The 25627-nt window shown below is 25.3% G+C and carries 16 protein-coding genes; 4 read left to right on the forward strand and 12 right to left on the reverse strand.

All coding sequences use genetic code 4. From position 1 onward, the window contains the following. Positions 1-10: 10 nt before the first annotated feature. Genes hinT through ACJA25_RS02375 form a run of 3 tightly spaced genes read right to left on the reverse strand, consistent with a single transcriptional unit; the run spans position 11 to position 3884 of the window. Positions 11-337, reverse strand: coding sequence for a histidine triad protein HinT (hinT, locus tag ACJA25_RS02365; RefSeq protein WP_406615000.1), 327 nt, complete (start codon positions 335-337; stop codon positions 11-13). Between the two features lie 2 nt (positions 338-339). Beyond that, positions 340-1650, reverse strand: a complete 1311-nt coding sequence (locus ACJA25_RS02370) for a HinT-interacting membrane complex lipoprotein P60 (RefSeq protein ID WP_406615002.1) — start codon at positions 1648-1650, stop codon at positions 340-342. Between the two features lie 8 nt (positions 1651-1658). Beyond that, on the reverse strand, positions 1659-3884 hold the full coding sequence (locus tag ACJA25_RS02375; protein ID WP_406615004.1) for a HinT-interacting membrane complex protein P80: 2226 nt from the start codon (positions 3882-3884) through the stop codon (positions 1659-1661). 175 nt (positions 3885-4059) lie between these two features. Here ACJA25_RS02375 and ACJA25_RS02380 point away from each other — a divergent pair, with 175 nt between their 5' ends. After that, positions 4060-6213 carry a Tex-like N-terminal domain-containing protein gene (locus tag ACJA25_RS02380; RefSeq protein ID WP_406615006.1) on the forward strand — a complete coding sequence of 718 codons (2154 nt, stop codon included), beginning with the start codon at positions 4060-4062 and terminating at the stop codon, positions 6211-6213. Between the two features lie 43 nt (positions 6214-6256). Here ACJA25_RS02380 and ACJA25_RS02385 read toward each other — a convergent pair whose 3' ends face one another. Next, positions 6257-10057: a discoidin domain-containing protein gene (locus ACJA25_RS02385; protein WP_406615008.1), complete on the reverse strand. Its 3801-nt coding sequence runs from the start codon at positions 10055-10057 to the stop codon at positions 6257-6259. Positions 10058-10301: 244 nt separating this feature from the next. Between ACJA25_RS02385 and ACJA25_RS02390 the strand changes: the two genes are divergently transcribed. The 3 genes from ACJA25_RS02390 to ACJA25_RS02400 are packed head-to-tail and all read left to right on the forward strand — an operon-like array spanning position 10302 to position 14473. Then, positions 10302-10688, forward strand: a complete 387-nt coding sequence (locus ACJA25_RS02390) for a type III restriction endonuclease subunit M (protein ID WP_406615010.1) — start codon at positions 10302-10304, stop codon at positions 10686-10688. 16 nt (positions 10689-10704) lie between these two features. Beyond that, positions 10705-12024: a site-specific DNA-methyltransferase gene (locus ACJA25_RS02395; protein ID WP_406616189.1), complete on the forward strand. Its 1320-nt coding sequence runs from the start codon at positions 10705-10707 to the stop codon at positions 12022-12024. 1 nt (position 12025) lies between these two features. Beyond that, positions 12026-14473 carry a DEAD/DEAH box helicase family protein gene (locus tag ACJA25_RS02400; RefSeq protein ID WP_406615011.1) on the forward strand — a complete coding sequence of 816 codons (2448 nt, stop codon included), beginning with the start codon at positions 12026-12028 and terminating at the stop codon, positions 14471-14473. Between the two features lie 44 nt (positions 14474-14517). On the opposite strand, the gene ACJA25_RS02405 is transcribed toward ACJA25_RS02400, so the two are convergent. The 8 genes from ACJA25_RS02405 to mip all read right to left on the reverse strand — a co-directional run bounded on the left by ACJA25_RS02405 (position 14518) and on the right by mip (position 25604). Next, a complete protein-coding gene (locus ACJA25_RS02405; RefSeq protein ID WP_406615013.1) occupies positions 14518-15894 on the reverse strand; it encodes an MSC_0618 family F1-like ATPase beta subunit in 1377 nt (458 codons plus the stop codon). Then, complete coding sequence (locus ACJA25_RS02410) at positions 15894-17456, reverse strand: MSC_0619 family F1-like ATPase alpha subunit (protein ID WP_406615015.1); 1563 nt, start codon at positions 17454-17456, stop codon at positions 15894-15896. Before ACJA25_RS02410 ends, ACJA25_RS02405 begins: the two co-directional genes overlap by 1 nt. 1 nt (position 17457) lies before the next feature. Then, positions 17458-19617 (reverse strand): MSC_0620 family F1-like ATPase-associated subunit, encoded by a 2160-nt coding sequence (locus ACJA25_RS02415; protein WP_406615017.1) that lies wholly within the window; start codon positions 19615-19617, stop codon positions 17458-17460. Between the two features lie 2 nt (positions 19618-19619). Further along, the gene (locus ACJA25_RS02420) at positions 19620-20072 is read right to left on the reverse strand and encodes an MSC_0621 family F1-like ATPase epsilon subunit (protein WP_406615019.1); all 453 of its coding nucleotides are present in this window, start codon (positions 20070-20072) and stop codon (positions 19620-19622) included. Beyond that, complete coding sequence (locus ACJA25_RS02425) at positions 20072-20980, reverse strand: MSC_0622 family F1-like ATPase gamma subunit (protein ID WP_406615021.1); 909 nt, start codon at positions 20978-20980, stop codon at positions 20072-20074. The genes ACJA25_RS02420 and ACJA25_RS02425 overlap by 1 nt, the downstream gene beginning before the upstream one ends. Further along, a complete protein-coding gene (locus tag ACJA25_RS02430) occupies positions 20980-21480 on the reverse strand; it encodes a DUF2714 domain-containing protein (RefSeq protein WP_406615023.1) in 501 nt (166 codons plus the stop codon). The genes ACJA25_RS02425 and ACJA25_RS02430 overlap by 1 nt, the downstream gene beginning before the upstream one ends. Then, positions 21449-22936, reverse strand: coding sequence for an MSC_0624 family F1-like ATPase-associated membrane protein (locus tag ACJA25_RS02435; RefSeq protein ID WP_406615025.1), 1488 nt, complete (start codon positions 22934-22936; stop codon positions 21449-21451). Before ACJA25_RS02435 ends, ACJA25_RS02430 begins: the two co-directional genes overlap by 32 nt. Before the next feature lie 82 nt (positions 22937-23018). Beyond that, on the reverse strand, positions 23019-25604 hold the full coding sequence (gene mip, locus ACJA25_RS02440; protein WP_406615027.1) for an Ig-specific serine endopeptidase MIP: 2586 nt from the start codon (positions 25602-25604) through the stop codon (positions 23019-23021). Positions 25605-25627: the final 23 nt, after the last annotated feature.

The raw sequence follows: 25627 nt of genomic DNA on the forward strand, positions 1-25627 counted from the left end.
CTTAGACCTGTTATTTTTTAATGTAAGGAATAATGTGAATGTGTGTATGAAAAATTACTTGTCCAGCAGCTTCATTAGTGTTAATCACTAATTTAAAACCGCTATTAGGAAACTTGTCAATGATTTGCTCTTTAGCCAATTTTTTAGCAATAGTCATTAAGTAAAATAATTCTTCATCAGTGGTTTCTAAAAGGTTTTTACTTTTCCTTTTAGGAACTACTAAAAAATGACCTTCTTGAACTGGGAATTTATCATAAAAAGCAATACATTTATCATCTTCATAAATAATTTTGCTTTCTAGTTCCCGATTGATAATTTTTAAAAAAGTATCATGCATAATTAGTCTTTCTTAACGAATTTTTCATCTTTGTATAGATTCTTTAATTCTTCATTTTTAATATCAATTAAATAACCTAAACTGTAAAAAGCTTGTTTTGCTGTTTCAATCAATGAAGAATCTTTTAAGTATAAAAGATATGCTAAATTATCTAAATGTTTTTCAAAAATTGAACCTTCAAAAGTAAATTTTTTGTTTTCAATTTCTTTACCATCTTTATCTTTTTCTTTAACAGTTTTTGCTACTGGTAAAACTTGAATTAAGTAAGCAATAATGGTTGTATTACCAGATTTAACTAAATATCCATTAGGGTTTTTCTTTAAATCAGTTGCAGTAATCAAACTGCCTAAAACTGGTTGGTAATAACCTAAAACATATGGTTTAGAATGTTCTAAATTGGTTTTAGTATCTCAATTTAAACCATATTTGGTTTCTTCGCCAAAAATAATCCCTTGGTAACCTATTAATTTTTCTAGTGCTTCTTTGTCTCCTGATAAATCAGCAACATTATCCAAATCAGCTATTTTTTCTAAATTAAGCTTTTTATCTTTTGCATCACCTTGTACATAAGAGTTAAAATCATCAACACCTTTAATAGAAGGATTGTGTTGTAACTTACCAGCAATACCTGATTCATTTGAAGAAGAACCTGATCATAATTGTGATGGTTTTTTGCTAATTACATATTTTAATAAGTTGTAATTTTTAGCAACATATTCTTTGCTATTTTTTTCATAATCTTTATCAATTTTCTTTAATTCATCAACATTTTCGATTGCTAAATATTTATCAACTAAAATGAATTTTTCAATTTCATTTTTAATTTGAGTTTTAGCAGTGTTTCATAAAATTAAGAATTGATCTTCAGTTGGTTCTGAATCACCAATTTCTTTGATTGAAAAACTTTTTGTTGGTGTTAATTTATTTTCTTTGTATTCATAGAAAATAATACCTTCAGTTTTTCAATCTACTTCTTTTTTAAGAAAGTATTGTTTATCTGTATTGATTTTTGATTTTCAATATAGTTTGAAAATTTTAAAAGCATCTTTAAAAAGATTTGATTGCTTATCATTGATGGTTTTTTGGTACAAAGTTTGATCTTTTGATAAATCAATTTTGTAAAGTGAAGAAATAGTGTTTTCTGTTCAAAAGTTTTCTAATTCTTCTTTTCTTGCTTTATCTTTTAAAAATACAATTTGTTGTTTTTTTTCAGGACTATCAACAGTTGTTCCACATGAAGCTGAAATTGCAATAGGAGATAATAATGCAAAAGAAATCGCTGAACCTAAAATTATTTTTCTAAATTTTTTCATTTTTCCTCCTATAAATCTTCAATGTTAAATAAATCTTTAAGAATGTAATTTAAAAGAACTTCGTCCGCTGGCTTAGAATCATTAGGAATTTCTCCACCATTTTTACAAATGAATATTTTTTTAGATTTTTCATCTTCTTTAAAATTTGCGTTCATTTTGTTTTCTAACTGTTTTTTAATTCATTTTTCAACTGTGTCATTAGATTCTAAAACAGCTTTTTTAGCAATACCTGTTTTCATATTTTTAGAAACTAAACTAATGTTTGTAATTGTAACATCATCATATTTTTTCATATTTCCAACAACACTATCTGGATGGAAAATATTGTCTTTAGTCTTGATAAAAGTTTTGAATTCACCATTATCAATTAAAGTATCAACAATATTCAAGTCAGTTGATAAATTAGTGTTTAATGCTTTGATTACATTGTATGAAGGAATAGGCAATTTTGAATTTTCATTTTCTAATTTGGTTTGAAAATCAGCTTTTATATATTCTTTTAATTTGTCAACCGATTCAACTTTTGTGTATTTAATTAACTTAATACCTTTTGCTGTTAAAACAAGTTTTACATCATTCATATCTTTAACTTTGTAAATGCTTAAAAACTTATCATTAGTTGATTTGAAAAGTTCATTTATCTTATCAGCAACCATTGTTTTGTATTTATCATCATCATATTTAGGTTTTGTATCATTTTTAATCGGATTAATTGCTTCTTCAAATTTAGTAGAAAATTCAAGTGCTTTTTTCTTATTTTCTTCTGCTTGTTTTAAATCTGAATAGTTAAAAGAAGGAAAATTTGGATCTAATCCTGAATCAGTTGCTATGTTTTTTGATATTTCTTTTAGTTTTCCAAACAAATCAACTTCTTTAACATTTGCTTGATCAACATTAGTAAAAACTTTTTCTAACAAACCGATACCTAAATCTAAATTATTTTCTTTAAATAATGAAAGTCCACTAATAATTCCGGTTGAACCGTAATTAGCAGAATCGCCTAAAGAAAATGTATCAGTATCAGTTAATAGTGAGTTATAAACTTGTTTTTTTCAAGCATCACTACTATTTTCTTTAATTTTCATAAATTCATCTAATGAATTAAAGGTTTCTTTTAATCATTCATAACCTTGCTTATATTCGTAGTCAAATTTGTCATTTTTCTTATTCATCAATCAATATGAAAATAGGAATTTCGCTGCTTTTCTATCAACTTTTCATTCTTCTTTTTCTTTGGTAGGAACTATACCAGGTAAGGTAAATGAACTAACAATATAAGGTTTTTGAGTATTAAAAAATTCAGTTAGGAAAATACTTGCATCTTTTCATTCAGGAACAAAACTTTTGGTAATGAAGGTATGACTTTTTCCAAATTCTTTACCATCTGTTCCAACTTGTCTAAAGTAGTTTTTATCTCTTTGATAAAACTTGAATACTTTTTCACCTTTTGAAACAATTTTAGTTGTATTTACTTTACCAGTTTTTGGATCAATTTGGTAAATATCAGAGTTAGCAATTCTATCAATTTCAGCACTTTTATCTTCGCTTACTAATTCAAATCTTCTTAAAGCATCTTTTTTTATTTCTTTAAAAGTTTCTTTTTCAACAGCATCTTCAATGGTTTCTGCATTATCATAGTTTTTAGTTAAAAACTCTTTAAATGATGATTCTCAGGCTTTTGCACCTAATCTAGTTTTAAAACCTTTTTCCGCATCTTTTAATAAGTTTTCATGTTTTTTCTTGATTTCATCAATTGTTTTTAAAGCAATGTTTTCATTAATTGTTTCACCAGTTTTTAAAGAAAGGTTTCATAATCTTTGAAATTCTACAGAAGCTTTTTGTTCTTTTTCATACAAGAAATAAATAGCTTGTTTTGCTAATTCAGATACTTTAGTTGAGTTTAAAATTGCACCATTTTCTTTGGCTAATTTTTGTATTTGGTCTAGTGTATATGTATATGTTTTTCCGTTTGCTACATAAGTAAATACTTGTGAGTTTCCCGGTAATGCTTTATTAACTTTTACATAAGTAGAATTGACTACAAGTGGAACAGTAATAGCAGTAGCGATAGCACCAGTAAGTATAGAACCTGCAACTATAAATTTTCAACTTTGATTTTTTTTCTTTTTGTTATTGCTATTTTCTTCTTGGTTAAATTGTTGTTTTTTCATTTCTTGTTGAATGGCATTTTTTTCCATTAATCTTTCAAAAAATGACTGTTGTCTTTTTCCCATTTTTGCCTTCCTAGTACAATAAGATCATTGTTTCAAAAATAAAATTAAATAAACATAATAAACTAATTTTACTTTATTATTAATAATAAATTATAAATATATACCAAAAATAGAAAAGCAAAATCCCTTGTGGATTTGTTTTATAAAACTAAAAATTTTTGAGAAAAGAGAAATTATGGAATTAAAATCAGTTCAATTTGTTGCTAAAAAATTAAACTTACAAGAGCAACAAGTACAAGTAACATTGGATCTTTTAGCAGAAGGTGCTACTATTCCCTTTATTGCTAGATATAGAAAGAATGCGACTAATGGTTTAAATGAAGAACAAATTGCCCAAATTAATGACTTTTATGTTTATGATGTGGAATTAAACAAAAGAAAAGAAGCAATCATTAATATTTTGAAAGAAAGAGGTTTATTAACAGAAGAAATTGAAAACAAAATCAAAAGTGTTGAAACCAAATCTGAACTAGAAAACATTTATGAACCATTTAAAATTGGCAAAAAAACCAAAGCAACTGAAGCTATTGCTTTAGGATTAGAACCTTTGGCAAAAACAATTATGGAAGCAAATGATGATAAATTTAATCCTTACAAAGAAGCACAAAGATATTTAAACGATAAAGTAACCACAGTTGATTTTGCAATTGAACAAAGTAAGTTCATTATTTCTCAAATTATGTCACAAGACATTGAAACTAGAAATTATGTTAAAGAGCAATTTTTAAACTTTGGAACTATCATCACTAGTTTAAAAAAGAATGCGATTGATGAAAAAGAAAACTTTAAGCAGTATTATGAATTCAAAGAAAGAGTTAATCATATTCCAAACTATCGTATTTTAGCAATAGCACGGGGAGAAAATTTAAAAATTTTGAATTATGATATTGAAACTAATTTAAAAAAGATTACTTATGATCTTAATGCTAAATATTTCAAAATTAAAACTACAGGAACAATTATTTTAGATAGTTTAAAAGATGCTTTAGATAGATTAATCATTCCTTCAATTATTAGAGAAATTAAAACTGATTTATTTGAAAGAGCAGAAAAAGAAGCAATTAAGCTTTTTGCTGAAAATTTAGAAGCAATGCTTTTATTCCCAGCGGTTAAAAATAAAAGAATTTTAGCAATTGATCCAGCATATGTAAATGGATGTAAAATTGTTGCATTAGATGCAAGTGGAAACTTATTAGATAAGAACATAATTTTTCCAAATCCCCCTAAAAATCAGACAGAAAAAGCAAAAATCATTGTTAATAATTTATTAGATAAATACCATAGTGATATTATAGTAATTGGTAATGGAACTGCTTCAAGAGAAACTGAAAAATTTATAGCTTCTATTATTGAAGAAAGAAAACAAACCAAAAATGAAAACATTAGCTATGCAGTTGTATCTGAAATTGGTGCGTCAGTATATTCTGCTTCTGATATAGCGATTAAAGAATTTCCTGATTTAGATGTTCAAGAAAGAAGTGCGATCAACATTGGTAGAAAATATCAAGATCCACTGAATGAATTAATTAAAATTGATCCTAAATCAATTGGAGTAGGTCAATATCAACACGATGTTAATCAAAAGGAATTAAGCAAACAATTACAATATAAAGTTGATAAAGTAGTTAACTTGGTTGGAGTAGATTTAAATACTGCTACTGAAGAAATATTAAAGTATATTTCTGGTTTATCAACAACTATGGCTAAAAATATCTTACAATATCGTTTGGAAAATAAATTTTTTAAAACTCGTGAAGAATTAAAAAAGGTTAAAGGTTTAGGACAAAAAGCATATGAACAAGCTGTTGGTTTTTTAAGAATTCATAACTCAAAAAACTTTTTTGATAAAACCCAAATTCACCCTGAATCATATGAATTAGCTAAAAAAATCATTGAACACATTGAATTAGATTTAACTGACATCGATCAAAAACTTTTAGAAAAACAAAATATTCAAGAACTAGCAAAGCAATTTAACTCAAATGAATATGATGTTAAATTAATTATTGATTCTTTGAAAAATCCAGGAAAAGACATAAGAGATAGTAAAGATGGTTATATTTTAAGAAAAGATGTTTTAACAATTGAAGATTTAAAAGTAGATGAAATTTATGAAGGAAGTGTTTTAAATATCACTGATTTTGGAATTTTTGTTTATATCGGAATTAAAGAATCAGTGCTTATCCATATTTCTAATTTAAAAAGAGATAAAAATCACTATATAAAACACCCATCTGAAATTGTAAAGACTGGTCAAAACATTAAACTAAAAATTATTTCAATTGATCCTGAACACAAAAAAATTCAAGGTAAATTATTCTATGAATAATAAAAATCATATTCTTTGATAATGAGGAATATGATTTTTATTATTATTTTGAAACATTTTTTAAATGTTTGTTTTTTCTTACTAATATTATTGTTATCGAAACACCAATTACTAATAATACTGTTGTTGCTAGAATTGAACAAACAATAACAACAGTATTCTTTTTATTACTTTTTTGGTTTTGATTTTGTTGAACTTGATTTTGTTCTTTAATTTGTTCTACGTGTTCAAAAATTTCAAATTTCTTTGCTGCAATATGTTCGTTATAACTTTCAATATTATCAAGTTTAATAAACTTTGCTTCTAAAGGTTTATCGAAAACTATTTCTTTAATTTGTTTATCATTTGTTCATTGAATTTGAACATCTATTGGAATAAAATTGATACTATCTTTTGAAACTAAAACTTTTAAACTTTTAATAAAACCTGAATTGACATCTTGTCTTGGGAAATATTTGATTTTGGTAATTTTTTTGACATTTTTAAATTCAAAAAGTACATATGGATTCTTAATTGATTTATCTCATTTAGAATGTCAAATACCATTTGAATCATTTAAAGCATTTTCAATAGCATCATTTGATTTTTGCAATTCTTGTGAATTAGTACTAATTTTTAAATCATTATTTAATATTCTACTTAACTTATGATTTCTTGTTCAAATATTAAAACCCTTAGCAGAAGCATGAATATTGTCTTTATTTGAAGTTTGTGTAATTCTAATTTTTAAATGTTTAATTTGTTTGTTATTTGCAAAATAAATAAATTTATTATCCAAATTTTTTTCTCATGTAAAATCAGTGATTTCTTGTCATTTGTTAAATTGATCATCATAAGCAACAAAAACTTTACCTTTTAAAATAGTGTGTTGAATCATATAAGGAATGTATTCTAATTTACTAATATAAATTGGTTGATTAAAATGTCATTCTATAAACTTATCTTCATTTTTATCTGAATATTTTGTATGTCAAAATGTTTTTTGATCACCATCAAATAAATGCTTCATTGTTAAATTCTCTTTTTGAGTTTCTTCACTTGAAGCTAAACCAGAATATTGATTGGATTCTAAATAAATATCATCTTCAAAATTGTTTTTTTTATCTAAAATCATTTCAATAATATTTGATTCTGTCTTATTTGAAAAAGCTTTCTTTTTAAGAAAAATTTTGCTTTGTTTTGAAACTCTTAAATCTTTTTGTTCAAAATCAAATCATTCTTTTTGATCAAAAGATCATTGCAAATTATTTTTATTGCCAGATAATGTTCCTTCATATAAATTAATTTCATAATTTTCCTTTGTAATTTGTTGTTGTTCAATACTAATATTATGATTTTCTTGACTCCCCATAATTCCAACAATAATCATCAAGTTTTTAGATGCTTGTAAAATTTGATCTTTAGTTAAAGATATTTCATTTTCACTAGTTCGAATAAATGTTTTACCGCCATCAACACTAAATCTATACGTATTAGAACTATTCTTGTAAATTGGGTTGATGACTATTTTATTTGCTAAAACTCCATCAAATTCAAAGGTTGCTAAATTGTTATTGGCAATTTTTAAAAGTCCACTTGCTTGTTCTCTTGTAATATTTTGATGTTTAAAAAATTCATCATTTTCTGCTTTTAGATCTTGTATTAAATTTTCTTGTAACTTTTTATTGACTTCAAATTTTAAAATTGAATCTTGTTCATTTTTTAACAATTCCTTAATTAGTTCAAAATAAACTACTGGGAACTTCTTTAAATCATTCAAGATCTTATTTGCTAAAAGAAACTTAAGATTTGTTTGAACATTAAAATTAGGTTTCTTATACAAATTAATTAAAGAAATTCAAGCATCATAATTAAATGGATTTGCCTGTAAACTAGTTCAACAATACAATTCTAATTTTGCTAAATCATTTTGATTTGTAATTTTAGATAGTTGCATTCAAAAATGTGAAGCAAAGTATTTTTCTGGTTCTTGAATTGCTCTGTCTGACAAAATTACATAATTAACATTAATTAAAGATTTATTTTTAGGAACAAAATTTAAAGGAAGTCTTTCCTTTTTTTCCGCAACTAATCAACCGCCAACATTGTTATCGATATTTCAAACTCTATTTTTTTGTTTATCAAAAGCATAATTTAAATAAGCACCATGACCTGGTTGTCCAATAACTGATGCTGGATGACCAGTACTAGTTAGCATTGAAGTTCCATGTTTTGAAATTCCACCACAAACTTGTCCAACTTCAACTGCTATTCAAAATTTGTATTTACCATCATTTTTAATACCAAATTTAGAAAGCTTATATTTTTTATCCATTTGTGCAAATTTTTCTTTCGCTATTGGATCATCAGGATTATTTAAATTAAATTTCTTAAAAAACTTTTGATGAGCATCAGCTTGTGTATAAGCAACAAAATCATAACCACCTTTTGAATAATTTCCTGAAAAACCATTTTTTTGTCTAGCAAAATAATTAAATCAAAGTATTTCATTGTCAGAATAAAGACCATGAAATACTCATCTCATATATTCGATTGGTAAATTATCAAATATTTCTTTATTTAATTTACAATGATAAACATTGTTTTGAAGTTGTTCTTTAATTCTTTTTAAATGTTCTTTTTGTATATTTGTTCTTTCGTTTTCAGGAATTGATTGTAATTCTGCTAAATATTCTTCTTGATCTTGCTTATCATTTTCTAGTCTTAATTTTTTAAAAACTTCATAACGATAATATTTATCAGAAGAATAATTAGGTGTACCTCAATAATCACCATATCCGTAATTACTTGAGTTGTTAGTATTAACTAATGCTATAGAAATTAACATCTTTTTGAAAATTAAACTCATTTTGACATTAGTTTGTGGATCAATACTATTATCATTAAAATCATTTTTATATTTTTTATATAAATTTGCTAAATTATCTAAAACTCTTTTTCAACCTATTTGACTATCATGACTTTCTAGATTACCACCGGTCATTAAAAGTTTTATTGCTTCAGAATCTTGAAATAGTCATTTAACTACTTGTAAATATGCGTCGTTATATTCTAACAAGGTTAATAGTTCATTATAACCAATGTTTTTGATAAACATATATTTGTACAATAAATTAGCATTATTTTCATTGTATTGATCAATTGAAGTTAATTTTGTAAGTTCGCTAGCATAATATGTTAAGTCTTTTATAAAAGCAAATTTATTAGCTAAATCATAATTAAAATTTTGTTTATGAAAAATTGCTCTAGCAAAATTAATGTGATTATTAGAATTAGCTAAACCTTTGATAGAATCAATTTTTATTTTAATAAACTTTTTACCCTTTATATTTAAAGAAATAAATTTTGCTTGTTTTTCATAAGTATATATTTCAGAATCAATTTGTAAATCTTGTCATATAGCATTTTCTAACTGATTTGATTCTGAAAAATAAAATGATATTTTTGCACCTGTCGATTTATTTTGTGTACTATCCATTCCGTAATAAGAACTAAATTTATCATAGTCATATTTTCTTAAATCAAAAACTAGCTCACAACCTGCATGAACACCAATTCCTTTATTAAAAGTTGTAATTTGTCCATTTATATTTAAAGACATTAAATTACCTTTATATTGCTTATCTCTAAACATAGCACCAGGATGATTTGCTTTATATGTGATTTCATTTGTTTCAAAATCGCTAATATGTTTAAACAAATTTTCATCCGGTTTTTGATTAGTTGCATCCTCAATATTGTTAAGATTATTTGCGCTTTTTAAAATTGCAGAAACCCCTATTATAGGAAAAGTAATTAATGGAGTTAATGCTAATAAATTAAGATTTTTATTGAATTTTTTCATAGATATATTCTATCTATTTTACAATTTCAATTATTAAAATTTATTTTTGTGTTTTAGCCTATAAAAAAGCAAAATACAAAAAATTAACATATCAATTTTACTCATTTTAAACTATTTTATATATGAAATTTATTCGTAATATATTTTAAAAAAGTCTAGCATCTTTAGTTATTAAGACAACTACCACTAGCAATAACTTATGAATAATAAATAAATTAGTTTTATTTTACTAATATAATTAAGTATGAAAAATATAAGGAGAAAAATGAAAGACTTAAATAACTATTTAAAAGATATTGATGAAATGTCAAAAAGTTTATTGAACCAAGATCAAAAAAAATTAATAAAAGACATATTAATCAATACACATAATACTAACAAAGAAAATCTTGATGCAATATTCCAACTATTAATTCAAAGAGTAAAAGTAGGCTTTACTTTTGATGCAGCACCAAGCTTAGATACAACATCAGTTGCCTTACTTAAAAAAGATGAAAAATTATCTTTTATGAATAACCCGTTGAATAAACAAGATCAAAATGTTTTAATCATTGGAGAAAATTATGATGCTCTTAAGAATTTAATAGTAATAGAGAGAGAGAGAGAGAGAGAGAGACGAGTTTGAATCTAATTACGATCTAATTTATATTGATCCTCCTTATAATACTGAATCAGCAGGTTCAGATGGAAATAATTTTTCCGAAAAAGATAAAGTGTCAGCTTCTAAATTTATTTACCGTGATAAATTTAGTCGTAATGGCTGGCTAAATATGATGAATGAAAGATTAAAGTTAGCACACCAACTTTTAAAAGATGATGGTGTAATTTTTGTATCAATCGATGACACCGAACAAGCATATTTAAAAATATTAATGGATGAAATTTTTGGTGAAGAGAATTTTATTACTACATTTATTATAGATAAGACTGCTCAAGGAGCAAATCAAAGTAAAACATTTAAACTTCAACACGAATATTTATTATGTTATTGTAAAAACAATCAGAAAGTAGCATTAAATTATGAAATAAAAGTTGAATGAGATGAAAAGAAATATAAATATACAGATAATCAAGGATATTATGCTATTACAAATGCTTTTGATTCCATTAATTCACCATTAGCTAAAAATAAAAATAGAGGATATACAATTTATTTTAATGAATTAACTAAAGATGTAATCATTAGAGATGAGTATGATAAAAACAAAGAAGCATTTTGTAATTATGACAAAATTTTAATTCAAAATGGTTATACACCAATAAGACCAGAAATTAGAAACAATATACAATACCCATGAAATTGAGAAAAAGAACGATTTTTGATGGAATATAAAACAGAATTAGAATTTGTAAAAAATCAAAAAGGAAAACTTCATGTTTATCATAAAAATAGATTTAATGGATTTGTTAAAGATACTTCATTAAAAACCTTTGATACTAGAAAATACGGTAACAAAATATTAAACGATATTCTTGAAAAGAAAACCTTTAATTATCCTAAGTCAATACAATTGATTAAATGATTATTAACAAAACATAAAAATAAAAATGCAAGAGTTCTTGATTTTTTTGCTGGTTCTGGTACAACAGGACATGCTGTTTTAGATTTAAACAAAGAAGATGGTGGTAATAGAACCTATACTATTGTAACTAATAATGAAAATAATATAGGTATAGATGCTTGCTATGAAAGACTATATAGAATAAATAATGGCGAGGGGACCAAAAAAGAAAAAGATTTTAAATGAATAGAAGAAAATGAATCTTATAAACAAAACTTGGATGTTTTTAAAATAGAATATTTCAATACTGAAATTTTTACTGGTGAAAATAATAAAATAAAAAATACTTTTATTCAAGAATTAAAAGATTTCAATATTTCAAAACCCGATGATTATTACACAAAAAATAATAAAGAGCTGCTTTTAAATTTAACCTCTTTAAAACCACAAGAAGAGGATAACTAATATGGAATTAACACAAACACAAAAAAGAGCGGTTGAAGAATTAGTTAATGAATATGTACAATCTGATCATCAAAATAAAAAAACAATTATTGATTTTCAAGCCCCTACTGGAAGTGGTAAAACATTTATAATTGCAAATACAATAAATAGAATTATTCAAGAAAATAATTCATCTAAAAATGATAAATTAGTTTTTATAATAGCAACATTATCATCTGCTGATTTACCTATACAAATGGAACAAAATTTAATTGAATATAAAACGCAAATAAACGGTTTATTTTCAATCGAAAGAAAAGAATCTCCTTCTGTAAAACAAATAAAAAATAAAGATACGACTTATAATTTAGATCCTAAAGAAAATAAAGTAATTATATTAGGTCAATCATCTTTTGGTAAGGGAAGAATTTTCACAGAACAAGGACTATTTGAAGGGTTTTTAGATCAAGTCAAAAATCAAAATTATAAACTGATATATATTCGAGATGAAGCACATCATGGTGGTAATGTTGAAAAAAGTATTAAGTTTCAAGATTATCAAGAAAATAATCAAAAAATTAATTCATTAAAAAATGAAAGTAGATTTGAATACCAAATACAAAAAGCTGCACATTTTATTATAAAAATGACAGCAACTCCAAAGGGAAAAAATAAATTAATCTTTATAAGTGAAGAAGAATTAGCAAATGATTCAACTAAATTATTAAAAAATAAGCACATTTATAATAAAGGTATTGCAAATTCTAAAGAAGAAGAAGAAATAGATGATCTTATTCTTTTGGAAAAGGCTTGTCAAACATTTAAAGAAATACAAAAAGAATACAAAAATAATGATGAAGAATTAAAAAATATTAGACCTGCAATGCTTATCCAAGTTGATAATGCTCCGGATAAAAATAAAAATCCAATAGAATATGAAAATTTTGAAAATCATATAGAACAAATAATACAAACACTAAACAAACATAGTTTTAATTGAGTCAAATATTTTTCAAATGAAAAAATAGATTCTTCTTCTTTAATAAATAATGAAGGTAATAACAAAATATCTTTAAAAGAAATATCTAAAAATGATGCTAATTGTGATGTTATTCTTTTTAAAATAGGACCAGCTACTGGTTGAAATATTCCTAGAGCTTGTATGTTAGTACAACTAAGAAATGTTTCATCAAAAAGCTTAACAATTCAAACATTAGGTAGAATTAAAAGATTTCCAAATCCTTCATATCCAAAAAACTTAATATCTTGAGACTCTATAAGCGACAATTATTATGTTTATTCTAATATTATTTCTGAGGACACATTTAGACAAACTTTGGTATTAAAAGATGAATTTAAAAATGAACAATTTCCTAGTGGAACAATAAATGAAATAGCAGTTAAAAAATTATTAAACAAAGAAAAATATATCGACAGAATTTTAGAAAGCTTAGATAAAAATCAAATAATAAATATATTCAAAGAATATAAAGAAAAAAATAAACAAAAATTAATTGGTGAAGAAGCAGATAAAAAAATAGAAAATAAAATAAGAGTGTATACATGAATTTCTAACTCATTAGAATTAGAGCTATTCATAGAAAAAATAAAACAAGCAAATAAATTGCTATTAATTAATGGTGTTGAAGAAGCAATAAATTCTTTTTATGAGCAAACTTTTGCTAATGATATTAATAATGAGATAAGCATTAATATGTATTGATACATTTTAATTAAAAACTACTTTGATCAATTCAAACAAATTTATGCTGATTGTATGCAAAAAAGTATTGAAAATGAAGAAGTGTATGAAATACATAAAAATGTTAAATTACCTGAATTAAATGAAATCTTACTTCATAAAAAGACAAATAATGTTTTAGAACTAGATGAATGTAGAAATTATGCTTACAAAAATCCTAAAAATGAAGTTCATTGATTTGATTCAAAAGCAGAATTTAATTTCATTTGTTCTATCAAACAATTCCTTAGCGATAACAAAAACATAAAAGTGTATTCTAAAAATCCTGTATTTCATGGATTAAAATTACAGTATTTTAATGCTGATTTTGAAATTAAAAATTCTTTTCCTGATTTTATTTTCAAAATTGAAACTGATAAAAATATTCATATAGTTTATATAGAAGTAAAAAGTCTTAGAAATGATTATGACCCTAAAAAAACTAAAAAACTATTAGAAAGTTATAAAAAGTATATTGAAAGTAATAAGAATAATAAAAAGAAACAAATTGAAGGTCTAGTCAAAAATTTAGAATATTCATTTTTAATATGTTATGAAGACAATTGGGATTTTTATTTTTTAGGTGCAAGTGAAATAAAAGAACTTAATGATAAAACTAATCAAAGTGAGCATAATAGTTTTGAAGAATTAATAGCGCATAAAAATAAATATATAACCAAAATTAAAACACTTTTTGATTACTTTAATGATGGACTTATTGACCTATAAAATAGTTGAATAATAAAAAAACCAAGGGCGCTTCCTTGATTTTTTTATAAACCTAATTCTTCATCAGTTGGAATTTGTAATGCTGAACCTACATATGAAAAGATTTCAGGACTTTGTTTAATATATTTTCCTTCAATAATTCTAACAACACTTTCAACAGTTTCATTTAAAGGAACATACTGACCAGGGTTTTTAGTAAAGTGTTCAGTCATAAAGAAGTTTTGGGTAAAGAAGTTTTCAAGTTGTAATGCTTTTTTAACAATGATTTTGCTTTCTTCATCAAGTTCATCAAAACCAAGAATAAGAATAACATCTTCTAAATCTTTATATGCTTTCAAGATTTTTCTAGCATCAATAATTGCATTAAAGTGTTTTTTACCAATAACATTTTCATCAACTGAGTTTGATGAACTAGCTAGAGGATCAAATGCTGGGAAAATATTTTTAGCAGTTTGTTCACGCGAAAGAACTAAATTACCATCAAGGTGATTAAAGACAGCAACTGCAGATGGGTCACTTAAATCATCCATTGGTAAAAATACTGTTTGAAATGAAGTAATTGAACCATTAGCGTTTTTAAATAATCTATCTTCAACATTAGCAACATCACTTTCTAATGTTGATTGGTAACCACCAACAGAAGGTTTTTTACCTAAAGAAGCACTAACTTCATTTTCCGCTTGAACAAAACGGTAAATATTATCAACAAATAATAAAACGTCTTCTTTTTCGTAGTCTCTTAAATATTCAGCAGCAGTTATTCCAATAGGAACAATTGACATTCTTGCACCAGCAGATTCGTTCATTTTTGAAATATACATAGTTGAATTAGCCATCAAATTAGATTGTTTTAATTCGTTGTAAAGTTCGATAGCTTCTCTTGAACGTTCCCCTGAACCAATGAAGATATTAGAAGTTTTTTTGTATTTACTATTGATGTTAAAAATAATTTCCTTCATCAAAACTGTTTTACCAACACCGGCTCCACCAAAAATTCCTAATTTTAATCCTTTAACAATAGGGATAAAAAAGTCAATAGCTTTAATTCCAGTTTCAATTAATTCAACACTACTATTAAGTTGTCTTTCGGTATTAATGATTGAATTCATTTCAATATAAACTGGTTTGCTTGAAGTATTGTTTAGTGATTGACCTCAAAAGTTGTAAATATTGTTTTTTGAACCATGTCCAACTGGAACCATAAAACTTTTTTTAGTATTAACAATCGGATCACTTAAAGCAATTTGTTGAGAAGTATAAATAATTACGGCTCTTATTGTAGTTTCATTGATGATATTTTTTACAAGTAAAAAAGTTTTTCCTTCATGAGTGGTTAAAAGTTGATTAATAAGTGGAAGTTCATTTTTTTCAAATTTGACTTCAATAATATCACTTAATATATTTGTAATTTTACCGTTCATTATTTATCTCCTAACTTTCTTGCTGTATTATCTAAAAATTCAATTGGGAATCCTAAAAAGTCATAATCTGTTTCAACTTCTCAATGTAAATTAGCGTAAATTGAATATTGTTTTAAAGCAAATGCAAAATAATTTCTCATTAAATTGTCATCATAATTTACACTATTTTTAATTACTTCAAATTGTTTTTTACCTTCTGGACAATTAGTAATAAATTCGTCAATGAACATTAGTGCTTTTTGTTCATCTTTGATTCCTTTTAATAATGATCAACTAATTAATTTAGACATCATTAACACAAAATCATATGAATATAATGAAAAACCTCTTTGTGAAAATAACTTGTCAATCATTTTACCTTTATACATTAAATTGGTAATTTCTTTGTTTAACTCATAGTCTAACATTGATAATTTCAAGTGTCTTTTGTATTTTCTATAAGTTTTTCCAATTTCTGCTGCGATTTTAGTAATGGTTCTATTTTGAACGCTTGAACCAGTTCTAGATACTGATAAATCAATATTAATAGCAGGTAAAATACCTTGTGAAAATAGTTTTGAACTAGTTACTATTTGACCATCAGTAATAGAAATTACGTTAGAAGCAATTAAACTAGTAATATCGTTATCAACAGTTTGAATAATAGGCAAAGCAGTAATAGTTTTTTTATTGATAAATGAACCAGCACGTTCTAATAATTGTGAGTGAGCAAAGAACATATCTCCTGGCATTGCTTCTTTACCAACAGGCTTATTACTTAATAAAGCAATTTCTCTAAAAATGTTTGCGTGTTTAGTTAAATCATCAAATACTACCAAAACATCATATTCAGCAGAAATGTTTTCTGCGTGTGTCATTCCTACATAAGGTGCTAAATATTGTTCATAAGCACTAGTAGCAGGAGCATCAATAATAATAGTGTTTTCTAAAGCCCCATAATGTTTTAAAGTATTGTAAATTTTAGAAATGTTTTCTCTCTTTTGTCCAATTGCCACATAAACACATTTAGTACCTTTTTTAGTTTGGTTAATAATAGTGTTTAAAGCAATGTGGGTTTTACCAGTTTGACGGTCGCCAATAATTAATTCTCTTTGACCTTTACCAATTGGTATTAATAAATCAACACAAGTAATACCAGTATAAAGCTGTTCATTTAATGTTTTAACACTCATTAAATCATGTGCTAATTTAAACATTGGTGAAGAAACAGAAGAAGGAGTTTTTTCAATAACCATTTTGGTAGGCAAAATTGCATTACCATAAACATCTATAACTTTTCCTAAATGATGAGCATTAGTAAATACTTCATTAGTTTCGTTAGAAACTATTATTTCATCTCCAATAGACATTTTCTTACCTGCTTCATTTGAAAGTAAGAATGCTCCATTTTGACTAGCGCTTATCAAAAGTAATTTTACATTTGAGTCTTTTTTAGAAGTAAAAACTTGTTGTTGTTTATATTCAAATTCACCAGCAACTTCAACAATATAGTCAAAAATGGCAACAATTTTAGGCATTTTTGTTATTAATGTTCTAGTTACTGTATTCTTAATTGTATTCATACTATATGATTCCTTTCATTCCAATCAACGCTAAAATTAATCCCATAATTGTTACAATTGATGAAATCACGGTGGTTGTGATAAAGATTATTTTGTTATTTTTGTTTTGGTTTTTCTTGTATTTTAAGAAAAATAACAAGGTATTAATAATGTTTGCTATAAGTCCTAGTGAAAAGAATATTCATCCTAAAACTTGTTGTGCTGTTCTTTTACTTTCTTTGTATTCAGAAATAACATTAATAGCTTCATTATATTTTTCAATTAAAAGCTTTGCTTCTTTTGAACCTTCTGGTTTTTCCTTTGGTTCTATTAAATATCTTAATAATTCAAAATGATTGCTTACTTCTTTAATGTGTGAAACATATTTGTCAAATCAATTTGAAAAGTTATATGTTTTAGTTCATTCTCTTGATACTGATTTTAAACGTAAAATACTTAGATTTAAACTTTCAAAAAGTCTATCAACTACAATGGTATCTAAATCATGTGTTTTAAAGTTTTTTTGTACTGCTTCTTTATTAGTTTTATAAGCAGCAATTCCTCTTAATTCACTTTCAACAACTTGATATGCATTAATTATTGAGTTTCAATAATTTGCTCCATTAATTGTTGAACCAGTTAATGCTTGTAAAAGTTGTTCAATAATTAAAAAGTTAGGTGAATCAAATTGTGGATGGTCTTCTAACGAATCACTTTCAATACTGTAAGAATATTTTTTAAGAATTTTTTCTCATTTTTCTTCGAAATCTTTGTCTCTAGCAACACTAGTAGCTAAATTAACCATTCCAAAAAGTGAAAGTTGCAATTCATCATTACCTAATTGTGAATAAGTAATTTTTTCATCCAATCCCATTGCTTCATAGAATTTAATAAATTTTTTTCTAATTGCTTCAATTTGTTTTTCTAGCAATAAATTTCTTTTAACTGCCTGTTCATCATCTTCTTTTTCAATTTTTGCAAAGTATTTTCTTGATAAAGAAGGTTTTGATAAGTCAGTAATTCTAACAGTAGCACTCAATGTTCCTGATGAAAACTCTAAATTATCAACTGTATATTTGAAACGAGTATTAATAGGGTTTTTGAAAAAGAACATCTTTTCTCTTTCTTCTTTTGGTAAAGAATCAAAAGAAGATTTTATGCTAGTAAAAGAATGATTAACATATTTATATGAGGTAATAGGTATTAAAGAAAGCAATGATTCTGGAATTACCTTTGGATCAACTGTAATAGGATTAATTGGATCTTTATTTGGTACAAGTGGTGGTTTAGGTAATGTAGGTGGCAAAGTTTGAGGCTTTTGTTGAGTTTCTTCTTCAATTTTTGATTCCTCATTTTGTTTTAAATCGAATTCAATAAATCTTGGTTCAATTTTGCTTTTTAAATATTCTTCTCAAGAACTTACACCTTTTGGTAAGGTTACTGAATAACCATTAACTGAATTACCACCTTGTGAAAATTGATCTTGTTTTAAAAAGATATCTTTTCCTAACTTAGGTAATTCTGCTTCATCAAAAACAATGTCAATAATTTGTTTTTCTAAATCTGCTTGATATTTATTAATAATCTTTGTAAAATCTTCATTAGAAATAAAGTTATCTTCAGTTCCTTCTTGACTAACTTTATCTCCTCTTTCTGTTTTCATAAATTTAGAATAATCTAAATCAACAGAATTTCCAATTTTAACATCTGAAAAGACTTTATCATTAAATTTTACAGTTGCTAACTTATATTTTTTTTCTTGTGAAAGAATATAAGGGAAGGTAACTGGAAAACCATATGTAGCAAATTCTTTAATTACCTTATCTTTATTTTTTTCAAAATAATTTTGTAAAACATCAAAATAAATTTTTCTTTCGAGTTTCTTTAAATAATTTTCAGGTTTATCTTCAATTTTTTCTATTTTTTGTAATTCTTCCTTAATGAAAGCAATTACTTTTTCAATTGAAGTTTTTATAGCAGTTTCAACCATTGTTTTTGCTTTATCTTTGAAAGAATCAAACAAAGGACTAATGGTTTTTGGTTTTGGTTTGTCACCAGAATTATTAGGAGGTTGAGGATCATCAGCTTTTTGATGAACTTTAGCGCTAGAAAAGATGATAGAAGAAACACTTATAGTTGCAATACTAGAACCTAAAAAAAGAAATTTTTTAAGCTTTTTCATAATTATTCTTCCTCTCTTAATCTTAATAAGTTTTTCATATATAAAAAGTATTTTTCACGTTTAAGTTCTTTTAATTCTAAAAATCTATCAAAGGTAATTCCTAGTAATTGAGCTGCTTCTAATGATGAAATCTTCTTATTAATTTCTTTAAGTTGTTTTAGATATGGATTTTTAACTTTAATTTGTTTATAAAAAACTTTTTTAGAAATTGTATCAATAGTAATTTCATTGTCTTCTACTGAAGCATTAACGTTTTCTCCAAAAAAGTATCTAAATGTATTAGTTTCTATATCTTTGATTCTAAAAACTAAAACATCATAAGAAATAATGGTTTTTTTATCAATGAATACCCAATCTTCATCCGCATCACTAAAGTTAGCATATAATAAAGCATTTTTAATTGATATTTGTTTATCAAGAAGAAAATTAATTTTAATTGTAAAACCTTTTGACATTAATTTCCCCCTCTTTTAAGAACCTCTTCATTGTTTTTGGTTAATAAAACAATTTCTTCAATTTCAATTTCTCTACGAATTCTTAGTGCTTTTTTATTTAATTTATTAATTTCTTCATCCAGTTCATTAATTATTTTATTAGTTGAAACCAAACCTACTTTGGCAGTATAAAATGATGATTCAACTAATAAAGATTCAATGGAATTTTGTAAGAAAATGTTAATTTGGTTTTCTATAAATTTTTCGATGTCAGGAAATATTTTGTATTTTTCAATAGGTAATTTTTCAACAACTTTTTCTTTACCTGCTAATCTATGAATATCAAAATCAGAAATAGGTAAAACAGTAAAATTACCACTGTTATTTTTGTTTGAATTAATAACAAAGTGAACTGCTTGATAATTGTCTTCAATGTATAAAATTTTGATCAATTCTGAAAGTTTTCAAGACAATTTGTTATTTTTTTCTTCTGGAGTTACTTCTTTTAAAATGTTTAAATTATTGTTTTGACAAAATTGTTTTGCTCTTTCACCAATAACTATAAAGTCAGCATTAGTTTTTTTAATTTTTTCCAAAATATTTCTTTCATAACGAGAATATGAATCGGTCGCATATTTTTGTTCCTCTGTTAAATAAATTCATAATTCTTTAGGTTTTCAAAATATTTTTGAAAGTCTTTTTCATTTTCTAAAAATGCTTGTTTCTCTAAGAATTAATGCATTTTTGACATCGTATTTGCTTTTTAAAGAAAAGATTAAATTTTGATTTCTTAAAGCATTTTCAATAAAGAAATTTAGCTTCTTGTTTTGTTTCATAATCTCAATTAAGAGAATATTTTTATCACTATTAACTTTTGATTCAATTTTTTTAAGATTTTCTAATTTAGTTTCAACTTTTTTGAGATCCATTAATCACCTCTATACAAAACATGTTTTTGATCGAATAAGATCTTTAGTGTATTGGTATTTGGAGAAACATAAATTATCACTTTTGGAAAAACTTCAACATAAATATTTGCTTTAAGCAAACTAAAAATCAAATTGTTGTAGTTAGCTAAAAATAAGTTTAAACCTGGATTTTTTGATTCTTTTAAAATTATCGCTTCATTGTTAGCAGATTCAACAGAAACAATTGTTGGTACTAATGCATCTGAACTGAACTTTAAATTTACGTTAAAATGAATAATAAAATACTTTAGAATAATGTCAAATTTTTTCTCAAATGCTTCTTTTCATAAACTTTCAAATTCTTTAAATTCTGGTGATTCAAAACCTAAATTACTTTCTAACAATGAAGAAGCAACTAATTTTTCATAATCTACAAAAATGTTTGAATTAACTGCTTCTTGATACATTGAGAAAAAGCTAAATTCATTTCTAATTTGCTTCTTGTTTGTTTTTGTTTTCATTTTTTTCCTCTCTTAATTCAGGACTATTGTTAATTGTTGAAATTCTTCTCATTACTAAAAATATTGAAACTAGTGAATAGCTAACAAATATTGTTATAAAGGAAATGATTACTATTGTCATCAATTGCATTAATGATAATTTTGAATTTATGACATAAAATATTTTGTTATCTTCAGATAATAATACTTGATTAAAGCCAAATAGTAAAATAACAGAAATAATTAATACAATGTTAATTAATAAAAATAATGAGGTTATAAAATTGTATGTTTTGGTTTTCTTAAAATAGAAATAAAACATCAATAAAGCAACGATTGTGGTAAAGAATAAATTGATGATATTAACTTTTGGTTCTTCATTAACAAAATTAGAAATTAAAAATAATATTCAAATAATTCATTGGAAAAATGATAAATACAATGTTCTAACTAAATTACTTCTAGTTTTAAATTGTTTTAAATATAAAAAGACTACATATAAAGCAAAAATACCACAATTAAATATTCCGAATAGCACAAATCAATAATTTACTATGTGCTCATCATTTAAAATGTTTTGATCTGGTATTTTTATTCCAAATAATTGAAAGAATCAAATAATAGTTATACCTAAAAATATCATATATAAGAAAACTTTGTCTTTGAAATATTCAAGATTGTATTGTTTATTTGCTATAGATCAAATAGCATATATTTTAGTACCTAAAATTAAGGTTCCAAATGCTATAAACAGTAATAGTACAGCAATTAAATTACCAAAGCTTTTTGTTTTAAATAAATCTAAAACGGACGTATAAAATGAATTAAATGATAACATAGTGTGATATTCTCCACCCGAATTAACTCATTTTAAGAAAATACTAATAGTTATTATTAATAATAAAGTTCTAGAAGCAATATCAACATATAAAGGTCATGTTTTCCCATAAACAATTGGTTCAACTTTTCTTTTGGTGAAAAATAAAAATAGGATATATGAAACATCAAGTGCTCAAAGTGGAACTAATAAATAGATTAAATTAATGACTTTAATTGAAAAGATTGTAAAAAAACTTAAAAATAAGACAAAAGCAATAATGCTCATAGCTCAGTATAGTGAAAACCAAATTGCATATAGCCTTATATTTTCTTTGGTTTTGTTAATACATAAATATGCTTTAAATAAACTATAGAAATAAACAAAACCTAAGACACAGATTCGAAAAATAAATACTCAATTCATTTGTTCAAATCTAAAAATTTCAAACATTAAAAAGTTATATAAACTTCCTATATGTTTTTTATCAAATAAAGATTGTTTGCTTGTAATTAATAGGGTTAAAAATGATATAAAAAAGAAGGATAATAATAAAGTTTTATAAATGATCGTGATTCTATTTCTTTTCTTTTCATCAGTCAGCGTCTGATTGTCATCAAAAATCTTATTAGAATCTAGTATTGAAGAATTATGTTGCATAATCTCCTTTCTTGGAATCTGAAACAATAAAAAAGATAAGTCGAATAAAAACAAATTTTCTTACTTATCTTATTCATTTTTATTAATTTGAAAATTTAAATTCAACAGGAATATGTTGTTCATCAAATCCGCTTGGGAATAATGCTGATTTTTGACCGTTATATTTTTTAGCCATTTCTTGACGATATGAATTCTTTTGTTCTTTACCACCGCCATAAATTAAGTCATATTGTGGTAAGTTGTAAGAACCAAATAACCCTTGGTAGTTATAACCTTCTGATCTTAAAGCAGCAATTAGACTAGTTTTAGCAGTGTCATTTGACACATGAACAACTCCAACTACTTCATTCTTTTTAGTTCTAACACTAGAACCTGATGAACCTCCTGCAGGTGCATAAAATCTCGCCAAATATTCTAAACCAAAATTAATATATTCTTTCCCTTCAGCAGAACTATAAAGTTTTTCACCAGCTCTATGTGCTGCTAAAAATCCATCAGTAACACCTGGTTTGTTTGTAAATGAACGATAACCAATTTGATATGATAAAAAGTTTCCTCTTGCTAATTGTTCTTTCTTTTCTTCTGATTCGGCAGGTGTTCCTTCTTGTGCTGATAATTGTTCATAATAACGATAGTCAGAATTTATTCATAATGAAAAGTTATTTCTAGCCACAGCACGTTGGTCATCATCAATATATTGTTTCAAGAAATAATCTTCAGCAGCAGAAGGATAACCTAAAATGTACAAACTATCAATTGCTTTGATTTTATCATGGTCCTCTTTTGAACCTAAAATTAATGGTCTATCAATTTGATTATAATCACTTAAAAATGATTTACTTTTAAACTTGATATGTTTATCAGTTCTAGTTTCGTAATTATTGGTAATAGCTTTAGCTAAATCTTCAGCACTCATTCCACTATATTTAGATGTTATAGCATTTCCATTTGACATAACACTTAATTGTGATCTATCTACTTGTTCAAAATCAATTTCTATTACTGCAAAATCAATAAATTCTTCAGTATCTTGATATTTAGTTTTTTGTTCACCCGCTAGAAAATCTGAAGGTTTAGTATTCATATAATCTAAAGCATCAAATACTTTGGTAATTGCTGCACTTGAATTACTAAAATTAAATCTAGTAAAGTTATTATCTAAATCTGCTAATCTAAATTTACTTTTAACCCCAACACCTTGATTCATTCTTAAGATTGAGAACTTATCAGTGTTATTTTTTAATGCTTTGGCAACATGTGAATTGGTACCAAAATAGAATTTAGTTGCACCACCTGGTTTAACTATGTAGTCCATTATTCACATTGTTCCTGAAACAGAATTAAAGGTTTTTCCTTCAGCAGCTTTTAATCTATAAGCTTCGATGTTATCGCGCTCATACTTGATAAAATCTTCTTTTCCTTTTTTCTGAATTTCTTGTTTAATTCTTTCGGTTTCCGCTTTGGCTTCTTCAATTCTTTTTTGAACCGCTTCTTTTACAGATTCGTGAGAACTTTCTAATTCTCTTTGTAAATCTCAAAGTTTGTATTTAAGCTTTTCATCTTCTTTTTTCTTTAAATTATCTCTATGTTCTTGAAGATCTTTTTCTTCTCATTTTTCAATAATCTTAATATTCTTTTCTGCAATTTGAATATATTCTGAAAAGTCTTCTTTATTAGTGAATTGAACTTGGAAAGTTTGTTCAGCAACATCACGATAAGTTTCATTTGGTAAGGTTCTTGCTAAACCATTGGTTTTAAACACATCTAAACCACCCATTGAATCAACTCATGAAGGTCTTTTTCCCATTTCAGCACGGTCATTTAATTTAAGACCTTCAACTTGACCATTAGTGCCATAAACTGGTAAAGTAAATCCTTTAAGAGCAGCATCTTCATAACTATCAAAACCTAATTCTTTGGCTTTAACATCAAATTCAGCCCTTTTTTCAGCACTAACATCCTTTAATTCAGGTCTAGCTTTTTCTATTGAAGCATTATCTTTTAAATAATTTTTTAATTGACTCATATATTTAGAATTGTCTTGTTTAAAACGATCTTCATGAGACATTTTAATATATGATGCTCAATCACTTTGTAATCCAGCTGTAGGATCATAAGAAATTTTTCCACTGTGATGTGAACCCTGATTAGTTTTAAAACCTGAAACTTTAAAGGTTTTTAATTCAGTTTTTTTGGTTGATCTATTTTCAAATAAAACAGTAATTTCACATTCACCTTTTTTATTTGAAGGTTCCATTCCTGTTTGTTCATCTTTTTCTAAAACAACATTGATGATTGTGGCAGATATTTTACCTTCATGTTCTTTGTTGATAATTAAACTAGAAGAATCTAAAAACTTTTCATGTAATTCAGTAGGTAGAATTTCACTTCTTTTTTTATGCGATAATCCACCAGTAAATTCCAATTTTGCTAATGTTTCAATATTTTGGGTTGAACTAACAAGATTTTTGAAATCATCATCAGATATCGGAACAATAGGTACAACAGGTTTTACAGGTTCACCATTAATAGGATCTTTTTTAATTGGATCTGTGATATTTTTAGGTGGAACACATTTAGCAGAAGCAGCAAATGTCAATGCTAAAAATGAAGAAATAATAGAACTTGTTCCTAAAATAGGTAACAATATTTTTTTAACCTTTTTCATTTTTCTCCTTTTTTTGTTTATAC

The sequence above is a fragment of the Mycoplasmopsis hyopharyngis genome (assembly GCF_045276885.1).
Taxonomy (GTDB): domain Bacteria; phylum Bacillota_I; class Bacilli_A; order Mycoplasmatales; family Metamycoplasmataceae; genus Mycoplasmopsis; species Mycoplasmopsis hyopharyngis.